Genomic DNA, 14,716 nt, shown 5'->3' on the forward strand with positions numbered 1-14,716 from the left:
GCAGACGGGCAGTCGGGCTTGTCAAAACTGATCGCCTATGAACTTGATGATGCTGACGATCAGGCCAGAGAGACATGCTGCAGTGCCGAGGTCGGCGAGATAAAGCAACACGTCACGTTCGTCCTCACTTAGTTCTGCCAGTGCCTTGCGCATCTTCCCTCTCCATGGCCTCGATCAGCACTTGGTCGTCGAGAACATCCAGCAGATCATTAATTGTCTTATTGCCGTCGCACGACCCCGGCTCGACATAACTTGCCAGAATAACCTGGGCCTGTTTGACGGCTACCCTCACGCGATCCGGTTTCACGGCCGGTACTCTACTTACACTGTGGAAGCTAAAACGCAGATAGGAACGGCGCGTTCCTTTGCTCAGCCCCTCGAATGAGCTGGCGCGCAACAACCCTTCGGATGTGATGTCGCGATACTCCACGTCAGCGTAGAACTTCGGCTCGACTCTGACGGGCGTGTCCGAAGGTCTTGGCCAGCGGGCTACAGGAGATCGAAGGCGAACTACAACAAGCGATCCCGATCGCCCCCTTCGGTTCACGTTGGTTGGTGTAGTTCACCAGCTGTATTCCGCTCACGCACACGTGCGCCCGCCCCCTGCCCCTCCTCCCCTTTTCCTGCTATCTCCTAGCCCCGCCGTCCCGGCCCATAGCAAGACCCTCCATACGTCCAGGGAGCAACAACCATGCGATACCTCCACACCATGCTGCGCGTGCGCAATCTCGATGTCGCGCTCAAGTTTTACCAGGATGCGCTTGGCTTGAAGGAGGTGCGGCGGATCGAGAACGACAAGGGGCGCTTCACGCTGGTGTTCCTGTGCTCGGCGGACGATCTTGAAGGCCTGAAGAAGCAGCCGCAAACGCGCGGCGCGCCGCTGGTCGAGCTCACCTGGAATTGGGACGAGGAGAAGTACGGCGAGGATCGCTTCTTCGGCCATCTCGCTTATGAGGTCGACGACATCTACGCCACCTGCGAGAACCTGATGAAGGCCGGCGTCACCATCAACCGGCCGCCGCGCGACGGCAACATGGCCTTCGTCCGCTCGCCCGACCTGCACTCGATCGAGCTGTTGCAGAAGGGCGAACCGAAGCCGCCGCAGGAGCCTTGGGCATCGATGCCGAATACCGGTCATTGGTAAGACCCAGCAGGAACAAGCCCTCTCGCCCGTCGTTCTCTTCCCAACGAAGCCGATTGGAGGAGGATGCGATGGCGAGAGGGCTGTTGCTGTGGATGCTTGGCGTGCCGATTCCGGTGATCATTCTGTTGTGGCTGTTCTTCGGCCGCTGAGCGTCGCGTTGAATTTGCAATGAAGGCTCCGCCCCGGGCGGAGCTTTTTGCATGATGGGCTCGGCGCAATCGCGCATCGCTCGATGAGGCGAATTCCGCTATCACGCGCGCAAACGACAACGCCGCGGGAGACGCCTCATGCCTGACACCAAACTGACGATTTGGGGCCGCGCCAACTCGGTCAACGTGCAGAAGGTGCTGTGGTGCCTCACCGAGCTCGGCCTGCCCTACGAGCGCATCGATGCCGGCATGCAATACGGCAAGACCCGCGAGGCCGGGTATCTGGCGATGAATCCCAATGCGCGGATTCCGACGCTGGTCGAGGGCGATTTCGCGCTGTGGGAGTCCAATTCGATCATGCGCTATCTCTGCCTCGCGCATGGGCGCAGCACGCCGATCTACCCGGAGCCGCCGAAGCTGCGCGCCTCGGTCGACCGTTGGCTCGACTGGACGCTGTCGACGGTGCAGCCGGTCGATCGCCCGGTGTTCTGGGGCATCGTTCGCACCGCGCCCGCCGAGCGCGACGTGCTCCAGGTGCAGCGCGATGCCGATGCCGCTGCCGAGGTTTGGGCCATCGCCGACGGCCTGCTCGCCTCGCGCCGTTTCATCGAGGGTGATGCGTTCACGCTCGCCGACATCGCGATCGGGTCCTATGCGCGGCGGTGGCTCGGAGTCGAAGGCATCAGCCGTCCGGCCCAGCCGCACCTCACGCGCTGGCTCGCCGAGCTCGGCAAGCGGCCCGGATTCGCGCAATTCGTCGCACCGCCGATGTCGTGACCGCTGACGCGGCGTAAGTTGCGATGATCGCGCGAGGAATCGTCGTCGCGGCGCAAGCGCCAGGCGTCACGGCAGCACTTGATGGCTACTGTGCATGGGGTTGTTTTCGCATATTTTGTTGGGCCCTAGAGCCAGCCGCGCTCGACCAGCAGCACGCAGATGATCAGCATCAGCGTCACCGCCGCGGTGGCGAGCCGTGCGGTCCAGCTGAGGCCACGGCCGACCCACCACAGCAGCGCGCAGTACATCAGCACGGGGACGAGGATATCGAGCCGCAACAGGTCCGCCGACATGGGCCTTTAGCGCCGGATGCTGGTGTCGACGCTGACCGAGCCGCCGACCTTCACGCAGGTCCCGGTGCCCTCGACCATGACGAAGCGCGGGCCATAGGAGGCGCAGGAGCCGGCCTTTCCTGCACCGTCCGTGCCCTTCAGCGGCAGGATCTTGCCGGTCTCCTTGCCCGCCTGCGGCCGCTCGGCGGGAGGCAGGCGCAGGCTCTCCGCTGCGTTCGCGGATACGGCAGCAAACGAGATCAGGATGAGGAGCGGCATGCGCATGGCCGCCTTGTAGCCCGGACGGGCCGTGCGCGCCACCGGATCGGCGCGCAGCGATGTCAGAGGAATTTGATGCCGGCCGACTTGCCGCGGCGCCAGACCACCTGGCAGCTTCGCCCGGTCCGCGCATCGCGCGCGAAGGCCATCCGGATCACCCCGGGAAGCTGGCTCGCATCCTCGTCCATCGTGATCTTCGCGCCCGTATCCGAGATGTCCTGGACCAGGCAATGCCGCGCCGCGAATCCGCCGTCGAGCGTGATCCAGGCGTGCCGCGACAGCAGCTTGCGCTCTGAGCGCTTCTTGGGCGGTGGCATCGGAAAAATCTCCCACTCCAGCGCTACTCAGGGAACCCTAAGAAACCGTTGAATTCGCCCCCTGATCATCCCGGCTCGGCGCTATCCACCGGGAGCAAAAGAGCGTTCCCGAACGGCTTGCCCGGGAGCGCAAAGGCCACTATACGTTCGCGCGCTGCAAGCCGCCGGGCACTGTTCGGCCGGCCAGCGGCCGTGCCGCGGAAAGCGGCGGGGCCCTGCGTTTGCTCCCTTCGTCTATCGGTTAGGACGCCACCCTTTCACGGTGGAGAGAGCGGTTCGATTCCGCTAGGGAGCGCCACGCTCTATCGAGCTCCCGCCTCTTCAGCCTGCCATTTCGGGGCAAGGCGCGCCTGATGGCACGCCGCCTGCACGTCATCAGCCCAATGTCCGACCGATCCGCGCATTTACCGGAAATTTACCCCTGCTCCTGCGCGACGGTATCGTTTGCTTAGAATTTGGCCACTACCGTCGAACTACGGAAATCACCCTGAAACCCCGGTTGGCGTTCATGTCTGTTGCAGAGTTCCTGAGGCAGCGTGCAGTGGAAGTCACCTTGAACGGCAGCTACTCGCTGCCGCGCTGGTATGATTGCGAAGGCAAGCTGCGCAGCTTCGCCTGCCGCACTAAGCGCGTCTCGCCCTTCCGCATGATCGTCGACGTACCGGTGGTCGGAAAAGTCGGCGAGCGCTTGACCTCCTACTTCCAGGATTTCGGCGAATTCCAGTGCACGATCAGCGCGACGCTGAAGTCGGGCTTCCTGATGGAGCTCGAGATGACGCGGGCGCGGCGCGCCTGGATGTCCGAAAAGCTAACCTGGCTCGAGAAAAAACAGAAGGACGCCAGCGTCCAGGAGCTGCGGCAAGACGCGCGTTTCGTTCCGCAAGTCCCGCACACGTTCCTGACGCTTGCCAACGGCAGCACCCATTCGTGCTTCATCATCGACGTCTCCACCGCAGGCGTCGCGATCTCCTGCGAATACGACCCGCCGATTGGAACCCCGCTTGCGGTCGGCGCCTGCGTCGGGCGCGTGATCCGCAAATTCCACCACGGCTTTGCGGTCAAGTTCGCCGAGAAGCAGTCCCGGGACGACCTCGTCCGGCTGATTGTCCGCACGCCCATGCTCCAGTCGGCCTGAGAAGCCGGGCAGATCGCTGCCCTATCGCGGCCCCATTGCGGGATCAGTTTTTGCGGATCCGGATGTCACATTTGCAGACTTGCGATCGGGGGACCGAATGGCAGTCGACAAGATCACGATTGATAAAGTCACAGTTGATAAGATCACTTGGGACAGGGTTGGCCGGGTCACCGAGCCCGGACGCTACATGTATACCTTCGGCTGGCTCACCATCACCGCCGGCGATCTCGAAATCTGGAAGCAATACCCGCAGGCCGCCTTCACGCTGCTGGCGCAACCAGCCGAGCCGGACGATTCCGTTGGCGCGGAATTCCATCTCGGAGCCTTCGATATCGCCCCCAGCGGGCCATCGCCGTTCACCACCCATTGAGCGAACAAACCCACCCATTCGCTTGATCTGATTTATCAATCAGATCCGACGACGGGGCGCGCTGCGACAGGTGACGAGCTGGCTTTGCCATGCAATCGATGATGCTCACATTTGGCGTTGGGCGCCCTGATGAACGCTGGCTGTCGCGCTCGTTAAGCGAGCCGACAGCGAGCGCATGACACATGGTCGCACCGGTGAATGTAGATAAGCTCATCAAGGGAACCTATTTTCGGCGCCGATGTACCTGATTGAAGCGCTACCCACTGTCATCGGAACTGCCGCCGTCGCGCCTGCGCTGCTGATGCTGTGGCTTGTCATCGCCGCCGAGGAGCGCCCGGGCCCGCCCGCCCAGGTCTGGACCGCCTTCCTGCTCGGGGCGGCCAGCATCTCGCTGCTGGGCCTCGCCCGCGCGCCCTTCGCCAGGATGGTCGCAGCGCCCGACGATCCCTGGGCGGCGCTCGCCATGCATTCGGTCTTCGGTGTCGCGCTGCCGGAGGAAGCCGTCAAGGTGATCGCCATCGTGCTGGTCTCCTCGACCAAGCGGCGGACCTTCGCCAATCCGATGGACACCGTGGTCTATGGTGCCGCAGTCGGCCTCGGCTTTGCCGCTTACGAGAACCTTGCGTATCTCGTGCAGCATGCCGAGATGTGGCGCTCGCTGGCCGCCCTGCGCAGCGTGCTGACGGTGCCGTTCCACGGCGCGCTTGGCATCATCGCGGGCGCCTACCTCACCATTGCCCGCGCCGGCACAGCGCTCGGAGCCAACCGCCACCATCGCGACTGGGCCCGCCTGTCCAGCCGCCTGCTGATCTTCGCCGGCCCACTCGCGCTGCATTCGGCGTTCGATTTTCCGCTGCTGACTCTCCAGCGCATGCCGGATCTGGACCCGACGCTGCGGATGTGGCTGGGCGCGGCGAGCCTGTTGATCGGCTTCAGCTCGATCGCGTTCGCCATCCGCCTGGTCCGGCGGGTCGCGCGCCATCACGCGCCCCGGACCGACGTCGCCCGCGAGCGGCTCAGCCAGCTGCGCCGGATGTGGGCGCTGCTGCTTGCCGGCGGCGGCGTCGGCTTCCTGGGCCTCGCCTTCGTGCTGACCTCGCTCCATCACTGGCTGATCAATCCCGAGCGCAATCTGACGCTGGCGCTGATCCCGATCGGCCTCACCTCGATCCTGCTCGGTCTTGCACTTCTGATTGTCACGACCGCGATCTACATTCTCGGCCGCAACCGCATCCGCACCAGCGCCGAAGGTTTTTCCTCGGCGCCCGGCGGGGGATAACCCTCGCGGGATGGCCAGCGCGACATGCACCTAGTAGATTGAGCCCAGCCCTCTCGTCCCGGAGCCTGCCGATGACATCGCCCGAGGAGTTTTCACGGATGCAATCGGCGATGAGCCAAACGGTGAAGGCGCATTGGAAGGCCTTTCTGTTCGAAGGCATCCTCCTCGCCGTTCTCGGCATTGCCGCGCTGATCCTGCCGCCCCTCGCGAGCCTTGCGACCGCGATCTTCCTCGGCTGGATGTTCCTGATCAGCGGCATCGGCGGATTGATCGCGACCTACTGGGCGCGCAGCACGCCGGGGTTCTGGTGGTCGCTGATCTCGGCCGCGCTGGCGGTGCTCGCCGGCGGAATTCTGCTGGCGCGGCCGATCCAAGCGGTGCTGACGCTGACCATCGTGCTCGGTGCCTATTTTCTCGCCGAAGGCGTCACCACCATCATGTACGCACTGGAGCACCGTCGCGAGCTAAGCAGCCGCTGGTCATGGCTCCTGATCTCGGGCCTCGTCGACATCGCGATCTCCTTTATGGTGATCGCCGGACTGCCAAGCTCGGCGGAATGGGCGATCGGCGTCCTGGTCGGTATCAACCTGCTGTTCGGCGGCGCCACCCTGATCGGCATGGCCCTGGCGGCACGCAAGAGCAACACCTGACACGCTCGTTGCGCCGTGTTCTGTTTTAGGGGTGACAACCCGCCAGCGCCGCGCTATATGGCCTGCCATGATCACCGTCGCCACCGGCTATTTTTGGTACTTTAGCTACGACAGCTCGCTGGCGGCGGGAGGATCGCGCTCAATCTGACACATTGCAGCAAACGTCCGAACAAGCCGCCAGACCTGGCGGCTTTTTTATTGGCCGGCAGGTTCTTAACAGACAGGAGCCCGCCGTGCTGAGCACGACCGACGATCTTCGTATCCGCGAACTGAAAGAGCTGAACACGCCGGAAGAGGTGATGCGGGAGGTCCCGCGCACGCTCACCGCGACGCGCGTGGTGATGGCAGCGCGCAATGCCATCCATGCGATCCTCAACGGCCAGGACGACCGCCTGCTGGTCGTGGTTGGCCCGTGCTCAGTGCATGATCCCAGGGCCGCGCTCGACTACGCCGAGCGCCTCGTACGCGTACGCGAAGACCTCGCCGACCAGCTCGAGATTGTGATGCGGGTCTATTTCGAGAAGCCGCGCACCACGGTCGGCTGGAAGGGCCTGATCAACGATCCCGATCTCGACGGCAGCTTCGACATCAACAAGGGCCTGCGTCTGGCGCGCAACGTGCTGTCGGCGGTGAACAATCTCGGCCTGCCCGCCGGCACCGAATTCCTGGACATGACGACGCCGCAATACATCGCCGACCTGGTGTCATGGGCTGCGATCGGCGCGCGTACGACCGAGAGCCAGATCCATCGCGAACTGGCGTCGGGGCTGTCCTGCCCAGTCGGCTTCAAGAACGGCACCGACGGCAACGTGCGGATCGCCGCGGACGCGGTGAAGTCGGCCTCGCATCCGCATCATTTCATGGCGGTGACCAAGCTCGGCCGCTCGGCGATCGCCTCGACCGCGGGCAACGAGGACTGCCACATCATCCTGCGCGGCGGCAGCAAGCCGAACTATGACGCGGCAAGCGTCGCGGCCACCTGCAACGAGCTGACCAAGTCCGGCGTTGCGCCGCTCGTGATGATCGATGCAAGCCACGCCAATTCGAGCAAAAAGCCGGAGAACCAGCCGCTGGTGATGACCGATATTGCCGGCCAGATCTCAAGCGGCGAGAACCGCATCATGGGCGTGATGATCGAGAGCAATCTGGTCGCCGGCCGTCAGGATGTGGTGCCCGGCAAGCCGCTTACCTATGGACAGAGCATCACCGACGGCTGCATTGACTGGACGACCACGGCCGCCGTGCTTGAGCAGCTCGCCGATGCAGTCGAGATCCGCCGCAACACCCAGCGCGCTGGTCTGCACGAGCGATCAGCTTAGGACGTGACGAGGCGAAGTGTCAGTCGGGGGCTCAATTCTTCACCTCTCCCCGCCGGGGAGAGGTGCGGTTCCTAGCAGCCCCGGCAGATGCTCTTGATCTTCTTGTCGAGCGCCTGGTTTTCCTTGCTCAAAGGATCATTGGCGTCGCTCAGATTTTTTTCGCTCGGCACGTCAGCCGCGCGCGGCTGGCGGTGACCGACGGGTGCCGGCAACACCGTTCCAGAGGTGGCGCCGCCCGATGTCGAGCCCTTGGAGCCGCCGGTCTGTGCAACCGCCGCGCCACCGAGCAAGACCACGAGCGATGCTGCCACCATGATCTTTTTCATGTCCGCTTCTCCATTCTCAAACCGACGCACGCTCCAGCACCGCTCATGTTTCCGGCGGATAGAGATGAACGTCGCCGCAATAGTCCATGATACGATAGCGCGTTTCGGCTCCCGCTTCACCCGCATCGCCTGCGGTATTTTGTGCCACCACCACATAATTCGGCCCGACCGGCGACTTGCCGGCGCCGCCGGGAATATCGACGACATAATCAGGCTGACACAGCCCTGACACCCGCCCACGCAACTGCCGCATCAACTCCTGCCCCTGCGCCAGCGTGGTTCGCAGATGCGCAGTGCCCGGCGCGAGATCGCCATGATGCAGGTAATAGGGTTTGATCCGGCATTCGACGAAAGCTCGCATCAAATCCGATAGAGCAGCGACGTCGTCGTTGACGCCGCGCAAAAGCACGGACTGGCTCACCATGGGAATGCCGGCATCGACGAGCCGCGCGCAGGCGGCGCGCGCCGTTCCGGTCAGTTCCCGCGCATGGTTGGCGTGCAACGCGACCCAGGTGGTCGCTCCCTCGACCTTGAGCGCGGCGACCATCTCCTCGCTGATGCGCGCGGGATCGGCCACGGGCACGCGGGTGTGAAGACGGATGATCCTGACGTGATCGATTCCCGCCAGATCGGCCATGATCTCGCTCATGCGACGTGGCGACAGCATCAGCGGATCGCCGCCGGTGAGGATGACTTCCCAGATCTCGCCATGCGCGCGGATGTAGTCGATCGCTGCGCGATAGGCGCTGTCCGAGAGTGCGTTTTCCTTACCTGGCCCGACCATCTCCCGGCGGAAGCAGAAGCGGCAATAGACCGCACAGACGTGAACCAACTTGAACAGCACGCGATCCGGATAGCGGTGCACGATTCCGGGAACCGGCGAGTGCGGATGATCGCCGATCGGATCGGCGCTCTCGCCCGGCTGTGCGTCCAGTTCGGCCGCGGTCGGAACGAACTGCCGTGCGATGGGATCGGCGGGATCGGCGGTGTCAATCAGCTCGACCAGCGCCGGCGTAATCGCCACCGCATAGCGCGCGGCAACGCGCTCCAGCGCCGGCAGCGTCGCTGCGGGCGCCAGGCCTTCGGCGACGAGCTCAGCCGGCTCGCGCAAAGTGCGTGCAAGATTGGTCTTCGTCATGCCTCACCCGCAGGCGGTGTCCACACCACCTGATCAATTCGCGATGCGCCGCTCGCCAGCATGACCAGCCGGTCGAAGCCGAGCGCGACGCCGCTCGCCTCCGGCATCGCAGCGACCGCGGTCAGAAAGTCCTCATCCAGCGGATAGGCCTCTCCGTAGCGGCGCTGCTTCTCCGTCATCGATTCCGCGAAGCGCTTGCGCTGCTCCTCGGCGTCGGTGAGTTCGCCAAAGCCGTTGGCAAGCTCGACGCCGCAGGCATAGACCTCGAACCGTTCCGCAAGCCGCGGATCATCAATCTTCACCCGCGCCAGCGCCGCCTCTGGAGATGGGTATTCGAACAGAATCGTCAAACGGCCCTGCCCCAGATGCGGCTCGACATGTTCAACCAGAACCTTGCTGAAGATGTCCGACCAGGTGTCGTCCTCGGCCACACGGACCTTGGCACCGGCCGCCTCGGCGAGCGCGGCACGGTTACCCTCGCCGCCCGAGATTGTCGACAGCAGGTCGATGCCGGCGAACCGCTCGAACGCCCCCGCGACCGTCACAACCTCTGGCTCGGCGAAGGGATCGGCGGTCCGGCCTCGGAACGAGAAGGTTCCGATGCCGGTCGCCCGCGCCGCACGGGCAATGACGACGACGGTGTCCGCCATGATGGCGTCATAGGGGGCGCCTGAGCGGTACCATTCCAGCATGGTGAATTCGGGCAGGTGCAGGTCGCCGCGCTCGCGGTCTCGGAACACACGGGCAAACTCGAAAATCCGCGTCTCGCCCGCCGCCAGCAGCTTCTTGCAGGCGAATTCCGGCGAGGTTCGCAGGTAACGGCTCGCGCGGCTGCCGTCCGGCCGCATGATCTCGGTCCGGGGCGCGTGCAGATGGGTCTCATTGCCGGGCGAGATCTGGAGGACGGAGGTTTCGACCTCGACGAAGCCCTGCTCGGCGAAAAATCCCCGGAGAGCCGCGGTAATGGCCCCCCTGGCCTGGAGGAAAGGCTGCCGGTCGCGGTGCCGCCCGGGCGACCAGAACGGCGAAATCGGCTTGTCCCCAGCCATTAGCCGATTGCCCCTCGGAACAGCAAAATGCTGGCATCCAACGGCAAAATCAGTATGTTGCGGCCCGAAACGGGCGCCGAGGTCCGATTTGAGGCCCCAAGTCCCCCATCCATTCGACCACGTCCTGGCCGGTGCCGGGCCAAGCAAGCAGGAAATACAGCTTTGAGAGTCATCGCCAGTTCTATTCGCAAGGGCAACGTGATCGAGCAAGACGGCAAGCTTTATGTCGTCGTGAGCGCCGAGAACATCCATCCCGGCAAGGGCACCCCGGTCAGCCAGATCGAAATGCGCCGAATCTCGGACGGGGTAAAGATCTCCGAACGCTACAAGACGACCGACCAGGTCGAAAAGGCAACGATCGAAGAGCGCAACTACACCTACCTCTATGAGGACGGTGACGGCTACCATTTCATGAACCCGGAGACTTACGACCAGGTCCAGGTCTCCAAGGATGTCGTCGGCGACGCTGCTGCCTATCTTCAGGAGAGCATGACGGTCAAGCTGTCCATGCACGACACCAACCCGGTCTCGATCGCGCTGCCGCAGCGCGTGACGCTGGAAGTGGTCGAGACCGAGCCGGTGACCAAGGGCCAGACTGCCTCCTCCTCCTACAAGCCCGCGGTGCTCTCCAACGGCGTGCGCACCACCGTGCCGCCGCACATCACCGTCGGCACCCGCGTCGTGGTGATGACCGAAGACGGCTCCTACGCCGAACGCGCCAAGGACTAACGGGGAACAGAGCGATCGCAACAGGTGCCGCCGGGGGGCGAGACAGTGGTTGGGAAAGGTTTCCGCTTCGTCTCGCAACTCCTGGCGTCGCTTTCGCTCCTCATTGCCACCCGGCTTGCTGCGGAAGAATTTCGCAGCCCCTCGCTCACGGCCCTGCGCGTCGATTGGCGCGCAGCGCTCGACCAGTTCCGCGCCGAGATCAATAGTCGTCCGCGGGTCGCGGACGATTTCATTTTCGCACCCCGCCGTTCGGTGCCGCGCCATGATCCGCGCGCAATACCCGCGTTGGTTCAGCTCAACGCGGTCTCCTCGCAATTCTTCACTGGCATCGCCCGCAGCCCCGTGCCGGTGCTGCTACCGTTCGACGCCGCCGCGTATCTCGAGGCGCAGCGCAACGGCGCGCCGGCTATGCTCGCGCTGTCGCGCTACCAGGCTGAATTCAATCCCGTCGACATGTTCGACGCCGGCCCCGCCGGCTACAGCGCGACGTTCTCGTTCGAGCCTGGCGCCGGCGACGGCATGCCGAGCCGGGTGTACGCAAGGCCGGTTGAGGTGCAGATCACGGGCTCGGCGCTCGTCTATGACATCGCCGATCCCTCTGGCGGCAAGGGCGAGCCGGTCAAACCCCTCGCAGCAACCTATCCAGACCTGCGCAGGTTCATCCGGGAAGGCTATCTGCGCTATGCCTTCACCCGTTTCGGCGTTGCCTATGTGGTGTCGATCCAGTGCCTTGACAGCATCGCCAAGCCGCGGCGGCTCGCCTGCAAGGAAGCCTATCCGGTCGCAGAACGCTTCCTGAAGGCGCTCCGGATCGTGGGCGGGCAACGGATGCGGCCTCTGATGGACGTTGCCTCTAACGTCCTCGATCGTCCGGCCGGACGCTCGGCAGATTTCAGCTATCGACCGAGCGGCGATATCATCCCGAATACGGGCTATCGCAAGCAAGGCGGCCATCCCGACGTGATGGCCTATGCACAGATCCGCTTTCCGCTCGAAAAGGCGCCGGCCTTCGTGCGCTCGCAATCCCATGGCAGGCGTGACAGGAGCGACAGCCCGACCGCCTATCCCTGGCGCGACAATTTCTGCGAGTCCCGCAGTTTCGAGGTCTGGCAGTGCGCCGGCGGATATGGTCACCAGGGCGAGGATATTCGCGCCGCCGATTGCCCGCCGCCCGGCGACGGCCGCGAGCCCTGCGATCCCAAGCGGCGCGGTGTCGTCGCCGTCCGCGACGCGATCGTGATCCGCTCTGCCAAGGACCAGGCCGTGACGCTGCAAGTCAACAGCCGCACCGAGCACATCCGCTTCCGCTACATGCACATGAACCCGCAGGCGCTGAACGCCGATGGCGTGCTCAATGGCCGCATCGTCACCGAAGGCGAGAAGATCGGGGTGATCTCGAACTATCTCGACCATCCCGCCGGCACCTCGATGCATTTGCATTTCGACGTGCAGGTGTTCACCCGCGACGGCTGGATCTGGGTCAGTCCCTACGTCACGCTGGTCTCGGCCTATGAGCGCCTGATCCGCGCCCGCGGCCGCGAGATCGGCCCGGAGGTCGCAGGCACTCCGCAGCCCGTGGCACACGCGCTGCCGGAAGATGTGATCAAGCAGGACCTGCGCGAGGGCTCGAGCGGCGAGGAGAATTGAGGACTTGCTCGTTCCAAGGCCAGGCGGAGCAAGAGCGTGTCGTCGCGCACACCGCCGGCTCGAACGAAGAAGGGAAAGGGTTTATGAGTGTCGGACTGATCGGTCTTCTCGACGATATCGCGGCGATTGCAAAGGCGGCAGCAGCCTCGCTCGACGATGTGGCGAGTCAGGCTGCCAAAGCGGGCACAAAGGCGGCTGGCGTGGTCATCGATGACGCGGCGGTCACGCCTAACTACGTCATCGGTTTTGCCTCGAAACGCGAACTGCCGATCGTCGCTAAGATTGCGGTCGGATCGCTACGCAATAAGTTGCTGCTTCTGCTTCCCCTTGCCCTGCTGCTTGGCTATTTCCTTCCTGCCGCGGTCACGCCGCTGCTCATGCTGGGCGGAGCCTTTCTCTGCTACGAGGGCGCCGAGAAGGTGCTCGAGGCCATGATGCCGCATCATGCGCGCCACCACGAGGCTCAGCTCCAGCCGATTGCGCTGAATGCCCGGTCGGTCGAGGACGAGAAGGTCGCGAGCGCCATCAAGACAGATTTCATCCTGTCGGCGGAGATCATGGCGATCACGCTGGCAGCCCTCCCGGCGGGGAGCATCTGGACACAGGCGCTGGTGCTTGCGCTGGTTGGCGTCTGTATCACTGCCGGGGTCTACGGTGTGGTAGCCCTGATCGTGAAGGCGGACGATGTCGGCATGGCCCTTGCCCGCTATGACAGCGCCTCCGTCACTGGCGGCGCCATCCGCTCACTTGGACGCGCGCTCGTCCGCGGTATGCCCACCTTCCTGGCGGTGCTAAGCACCATCGGCACCGCCGCCATGATCTGGGTCGGCGGCGGCATCATCCTGCACGGCATTGAGAAATATGGCCCACCCGAGGTCGGCCGCACGGTCCATGCCGCAACCGAGGCTGCCGCACATGTCCCTCCATCCGTTGCCGGCATCATCGAATGGTCGGTCGAAGCAGCCATCTCAGGCGTACTCGGACTGCTTGTCGGCGCACTTGCGATTCCGGCAGTCGAATACGGTCTCTCACCCGCGTGGAAACGGTTGAGGCGATCGCAGCCAACCTGAACAAATGCGGTCGCGGGCTAGGAGTGCCAGCTACTCCAAGAACGTCGTCAACTGCGCGCCCTCATCCGCCACGAACACCGCGATCAATTCCGCCGGCTCGGTTGTACTGGCATTGGCGGAGACGAGATGTGTCGAGCCCGGCGGCTCGAAGAAGGACTCGCCGACGCCGAACGTCTCGATCGGGCCGCCGCCGAGTTGCGAGCGGATCTCGCCCTTGGTGATGTAGGCCGTCACAGAGCCCGCGTGACGATGCGGCCGCGAAAACCCGCCCGGACCGTAGGACACACGCACGATGGTGACGCGCTTGCCCGGGACGTTCGGCAGCGCGTAGGACCCGATCGGCTCGACCTTGTCGAGCGGCGAACCGTCCGCAGCCGTGGCGCAGAGCGGCGCCAGTGCGCCTGCCACAGTGTCGATCGTCACCGGCAGCGCCTTGCCGATTGCGACTGCGCAGGCGAGCCCGCCGAGGGCGGCGATCGCCATTGAACGAGATGCTATCGGGCGCTGCGCAGCGGCCAAACTCATTGCTGTCATGCTGACCTCCCCGCGCTGCGATCAGGATGCCGCGGCATTCGTGGCCACAGGCCGCTTGGCCGGCGTCCAGCGATACGCCGCACCAAACCGATTCCAGACGTTGATCGAGGCAACCGCCGAGGTCAGGTAGGTCAGCTCGGTTTCGGAGAACTCGCGCTTTGCCTCCGAATAGACCTCCTCGCTGACGCCACCGGGAAGCATCGTCAAGGCCTCCGTCCAGGCCAGCGCCGCGCGCTCGCGCGCGGAAAAGATCGGCGCCTCGCGCCAGACCGCGACCAGATGGAGCTTGTCGGTGGAAACCCCGATCCGTTCCGACAGAAGGACGTGATGCTGCACGCAGAAGGCACAGCCGTTGATCTGCGAGGCGCGCAGCTTGACGAGTTCGATGAGCTGCTTGTCGAGACCGGCCTTGGTTGCAAGCTGACCCAGCGCCAGCACCAGATCATAGACATCGGGCGCGAGGCGCTTGAAATCCTCGTATTCGCTGCGGGCCTGTGACATTGCCGTTCACCTCGTATTATTGTAAGCGTGC

Annotated in this window: 19 protein-coding genes and 1 tRNA gene; 11 read left to right on the forward strand and 9 right to left on the reverse strand. The window is 64.2% G+C overall.

Translation table 11 applies throughout. The annotated features are described in order from the left end of the window. Positions 1 to 21: 21 nt before the first annotated feature. Positions 22 to 153 (reverse strand): hypothetical protein, encoded by a 132-nt coding sequence (locus IVA96_RS35595; protein WP_256464567.1) that lies wholly within the window; start codon positions 151 to 153, stop codon positions 22 to 24. 538 nt (positions 154 to 691) lie between these two features. On the opposite strand from IVA96_RS35595, the gene IVA96_RS12680 reads away from it, so the two are divergent. After that, positions 692 to 1,144 carry a VOC family protein gene (locus IVA96_RS12680; RefSeq protein ID WP_247281005.1) on the forward strand — a complete coding sequence of 151 codons (453 nt, stop codon included), beginning with the start codon at positions 692 to 694 and terminating at the stop codon, positions 1,142 to 1,144. A 287-nt stretch (positions 1,145 to 1,431) separates the two neighbouring features. Then, positions 1,432 to 2,070, forward strand: coding sequence for a glutathione S-transferase (locus tag IVA96_RS12685; protein WP_247417520.1), 639 nt, complete (start codon positions 1,432 to 1,434; stop codon positions 2,068 to 2,070). Positions 2,071 to 2,195: 125 nt separating this feature from the next. Here IVA96_RS12685 and IVA96_RS12690 read toward each other — a convergent pair whose 3' ends face one another. From IVA96_RS12690 to IVA96_RS12700, 3 genes are read right to left on the reverse strand one after another with little or no spacing between them, the layout of a single operon-like run. Continuing rightward, the gene (locus IVA96_RS12690; protein WP_247281003.1) at positions 2,196 to 2,363 is read right to left on the reverse strand and encodes a hypothetical protein; all 168 of its coding nucleotides are present in this window, start codon (positions 2,361 to 2,363) and stop codon (positions 2,196 to 2,198) included. Positions 2,364 to 2,369: 6 nt separating this feature from the next. Further along, positions 2,370 to 2,627, reverse strand: coding sequence for a hypothetical protein (locus IVA96_RS12695; RefSeq protein WP_247281002.1), 258 nt, complete (start codon positions 2,625 to 2,627; stop codon positions 2,370 to 2,372). Positions 2,628 to 2,683: 56 nt separating this feature from the next. After that, entirely contained in the window at positions 2,684 to 2,938 is a 255-nt protein-coding gene (locus IVA96_RS12700) for a PilZ domain-containing protein (protein ID WP_247417522.1), read from the reverse strand. A 223-nt stretch (positions 2,939 to 3,161) separates the two neighbouring features. On the opposite strand from IVA96_RS12700, the gene IVA96_RS12705 reads away from it, so the two are divergent. From IVA96_RS12705 to IVA96_RS12730, 6 genes are all read left to right on the forward strand, one after another. Next, positions 3,162 to 3,236, forward strand: a tRNA-Glu gene (locus IVA96_RS12705). 210 nt (positions 3,237 to 3,446) lie between these two features. Further along, on the forward strand, positions 3,447 to 4,073 hold the full coding sequence (locus IVA96_RS12710; protein ID WP_247281000.1) for a PilZ domain-containing protein: 627 nt from the start codon (positions 3,447 to 3,449) through the stop codon (positions 4,071 to 4,073). A 97-nt stretch (positions 4,074 to 4,170) separates the two neighbouring features. Next, positions 4,171 to 4,443 (forward strand): hypothetical protein, encoded by a 273-nt coding sequence (locus IVA96_RS12715; protein WP_247280999.1) that lies wholly within the window; start codon positions 4,171 to 4,173, stop codon positions 4,441 to 4,443. 238 nt (positions 4,444 to 4,681) lie between these two features. Then, entirely contained in the window at positions 4,682 to 5,722 is a 1,041-nt protein-coding gene (locus tag IVA96_RS12720) for a PrsW family glutamic-type intramembrane protease (RefSeq protein ID WP_247280998.1), read from the forward strand. A 71-nt stretch (positions 5,723 to 5,793) separates the two neighbouring features. Next, entirely contained in the window at positions 5,794 to 6,372 is a 579-nt protein-coding gene (locus IVA96_RS12725) for an HdeD family acid-resistance protein (RefSeq protein WP_247417525.1), read from the forward strand. Between the two features lie 233 nt (positions 6,373 to 6,605). Continuing rightward, positions 6,606 to 7,691 carry a 3-deoxy-7-phosphoheptulonate synthase gene (locus tag IVA96_RS12730; protein ID WP_346015470.1) on the forward strand — a complete coding sequence of 362 codons (1,086 nt, stop codon included), beginning with the start codon at positions 6,606 to 6,608 and terminating at the stop codon, positions 7,689 to 7,691. A gap of 71 nt (positions 7,692 to 7,762) precedes the next feature. On the opposite strand, the gene IVA96_RS12735 is transcribed toward IVA96_RS12730, so the two are convergent. From IVA96_RS12735 to epmA, 3 genes are read right to left on the reverse strand one after another with little or no spacing between them, the layout of a single operon-like run. Continuing rightward, positions 7,763 to 8,017 (reverse strand): hypothetical protein, encoded by a 255-nt coding sequence (locus tag IVA96_RS12735; RefSeq protein ID WP_247280996.1) that lies wholly within the window; start codon positions 8,015 to 8,017, stop codon positions 7,763 to 7,765. A gap of 43 nt (positions 8,018 to 8,060) precedes the next feature. Then, positions 8,061 to 9,155: a lysine-2,3-aminomutase-like protein gene (locus tag IVA96_RS12740; RefSeq protein WP_247417527.1), complete on the reverse strand. Its 1,095-nt coding sequence runs from the start codon at positions 9,153 to 9,155 to the stop codon at positions 8,061 to 8,063. Further along, positions 9,152 to 10,204 carry an EF-P lysine aminoacylase EpmA gene (epmA, locus tag IVA96_RS12745; RefSeq protein ID WP_247417529.1) on the reverse strand — a complete coding sequence of 351 codons (1,053 nt, stop codon included), beginning with the start codon at positions 10,202 to 10,204 and terminating at the stop codon, positions 9,152 to 9,154. The genes IVA96_RS12740 and epmA overlap by 4 nt, the downstream gene beginning before the upstream one ends. Positions 10,205 to 10,366: 162 nt before the next feature. Between epmA and efp the strand changes: the two genes are divergently transcribed. The 3 genes from efp (at position 10,367) to IVA96_RS12760 (ending at position 13,650) form a co-directional block, all read left to right on the forward strand. Next, on the forward strand, positions 10,367 to 10,933 hold the full coding sequence (gene efp / locus IVA96_RS12750; protein WP_027572324.1) for an elongation factor P: 567 nt from the start codon (positions 10,367 to 10,369) through the stop codon (positions 10,931 to 10,933). A gap of 24 nt (positions 10,934 to 10,957) precedes the next feature. Continuing rightward, positions 10,958 to 12,580, forward strand: coding sequence for a M23 family peptidase (locus tag IVA96_RS12755; RefSeq protein WP_247417531.1), 1,623 nt, complete (start codon positions 10,958 to 10,960; stop codon positions 12,578 to 12,580). Positions 12,581 to 12,663: 83 nt separating this feature from the next. Next, positions 12,664 to 13,650 carry a DUF808 domain-containing protein gene (locus tag IVA96_RS12760; protein ID WP_247417533.1) on the forward strand — a complete coding sequence of 329 codons (987 nt, stop codon included), beginning with the start codon at positions 12,664 to 12,666 and terminating at the stop codon, positions 13,648 to 13,650. Between the two features lie 30 nt (positions 13,651 to 13,680). Here the strand turns inward: IVA96_RS12760 and IVA96_RS12765 are convergent, their stop codons facing one another. Both IVA96_RS12765 and IVA96_RS12770 read right to left on the reverse strand, forming a co-directional pair. Beyond that, positions 13,681 to 14,184 carry a cupin domain-containing protein gene (locus IVA96_RS12765; RefSeq protein ID WP_247417535.1) on the reverse strand — a complete coding sequence of 168 codons (504 nt, stop codon included), beginning with the start codon at positions 14,182 to 14,184 and terminating at the stop codon, positions 13,681 to 13,683. Between the two features lie 21 nt (positions 14,185 to 14,205). After that, positions 14,206 to 14,685: a carboxymuconolactone decarboxylase family protein gene (locus IVA96_RS12770; RefSeq protein WP_247280990.1), complete on the reverse strand. Its 480-nt coding sequence runs from the start codon at positions 14,683 to 14,685 to the stop codon at positions 14,206 to 14,208. Positions 14,686 to 14,716: the final 31 nt, after the last annotated feature.

It is taken from the genome of Bradyrhizobium sp. 159 (assembly GCF_023073795.1).
In the GTDB taxonomy this organism is placed as follows: Bacteria; Pseudomonadota; Alphaproteobacteria; order Rhizobiales; family Xanthobacteraceae; genus Bradyrhizobium.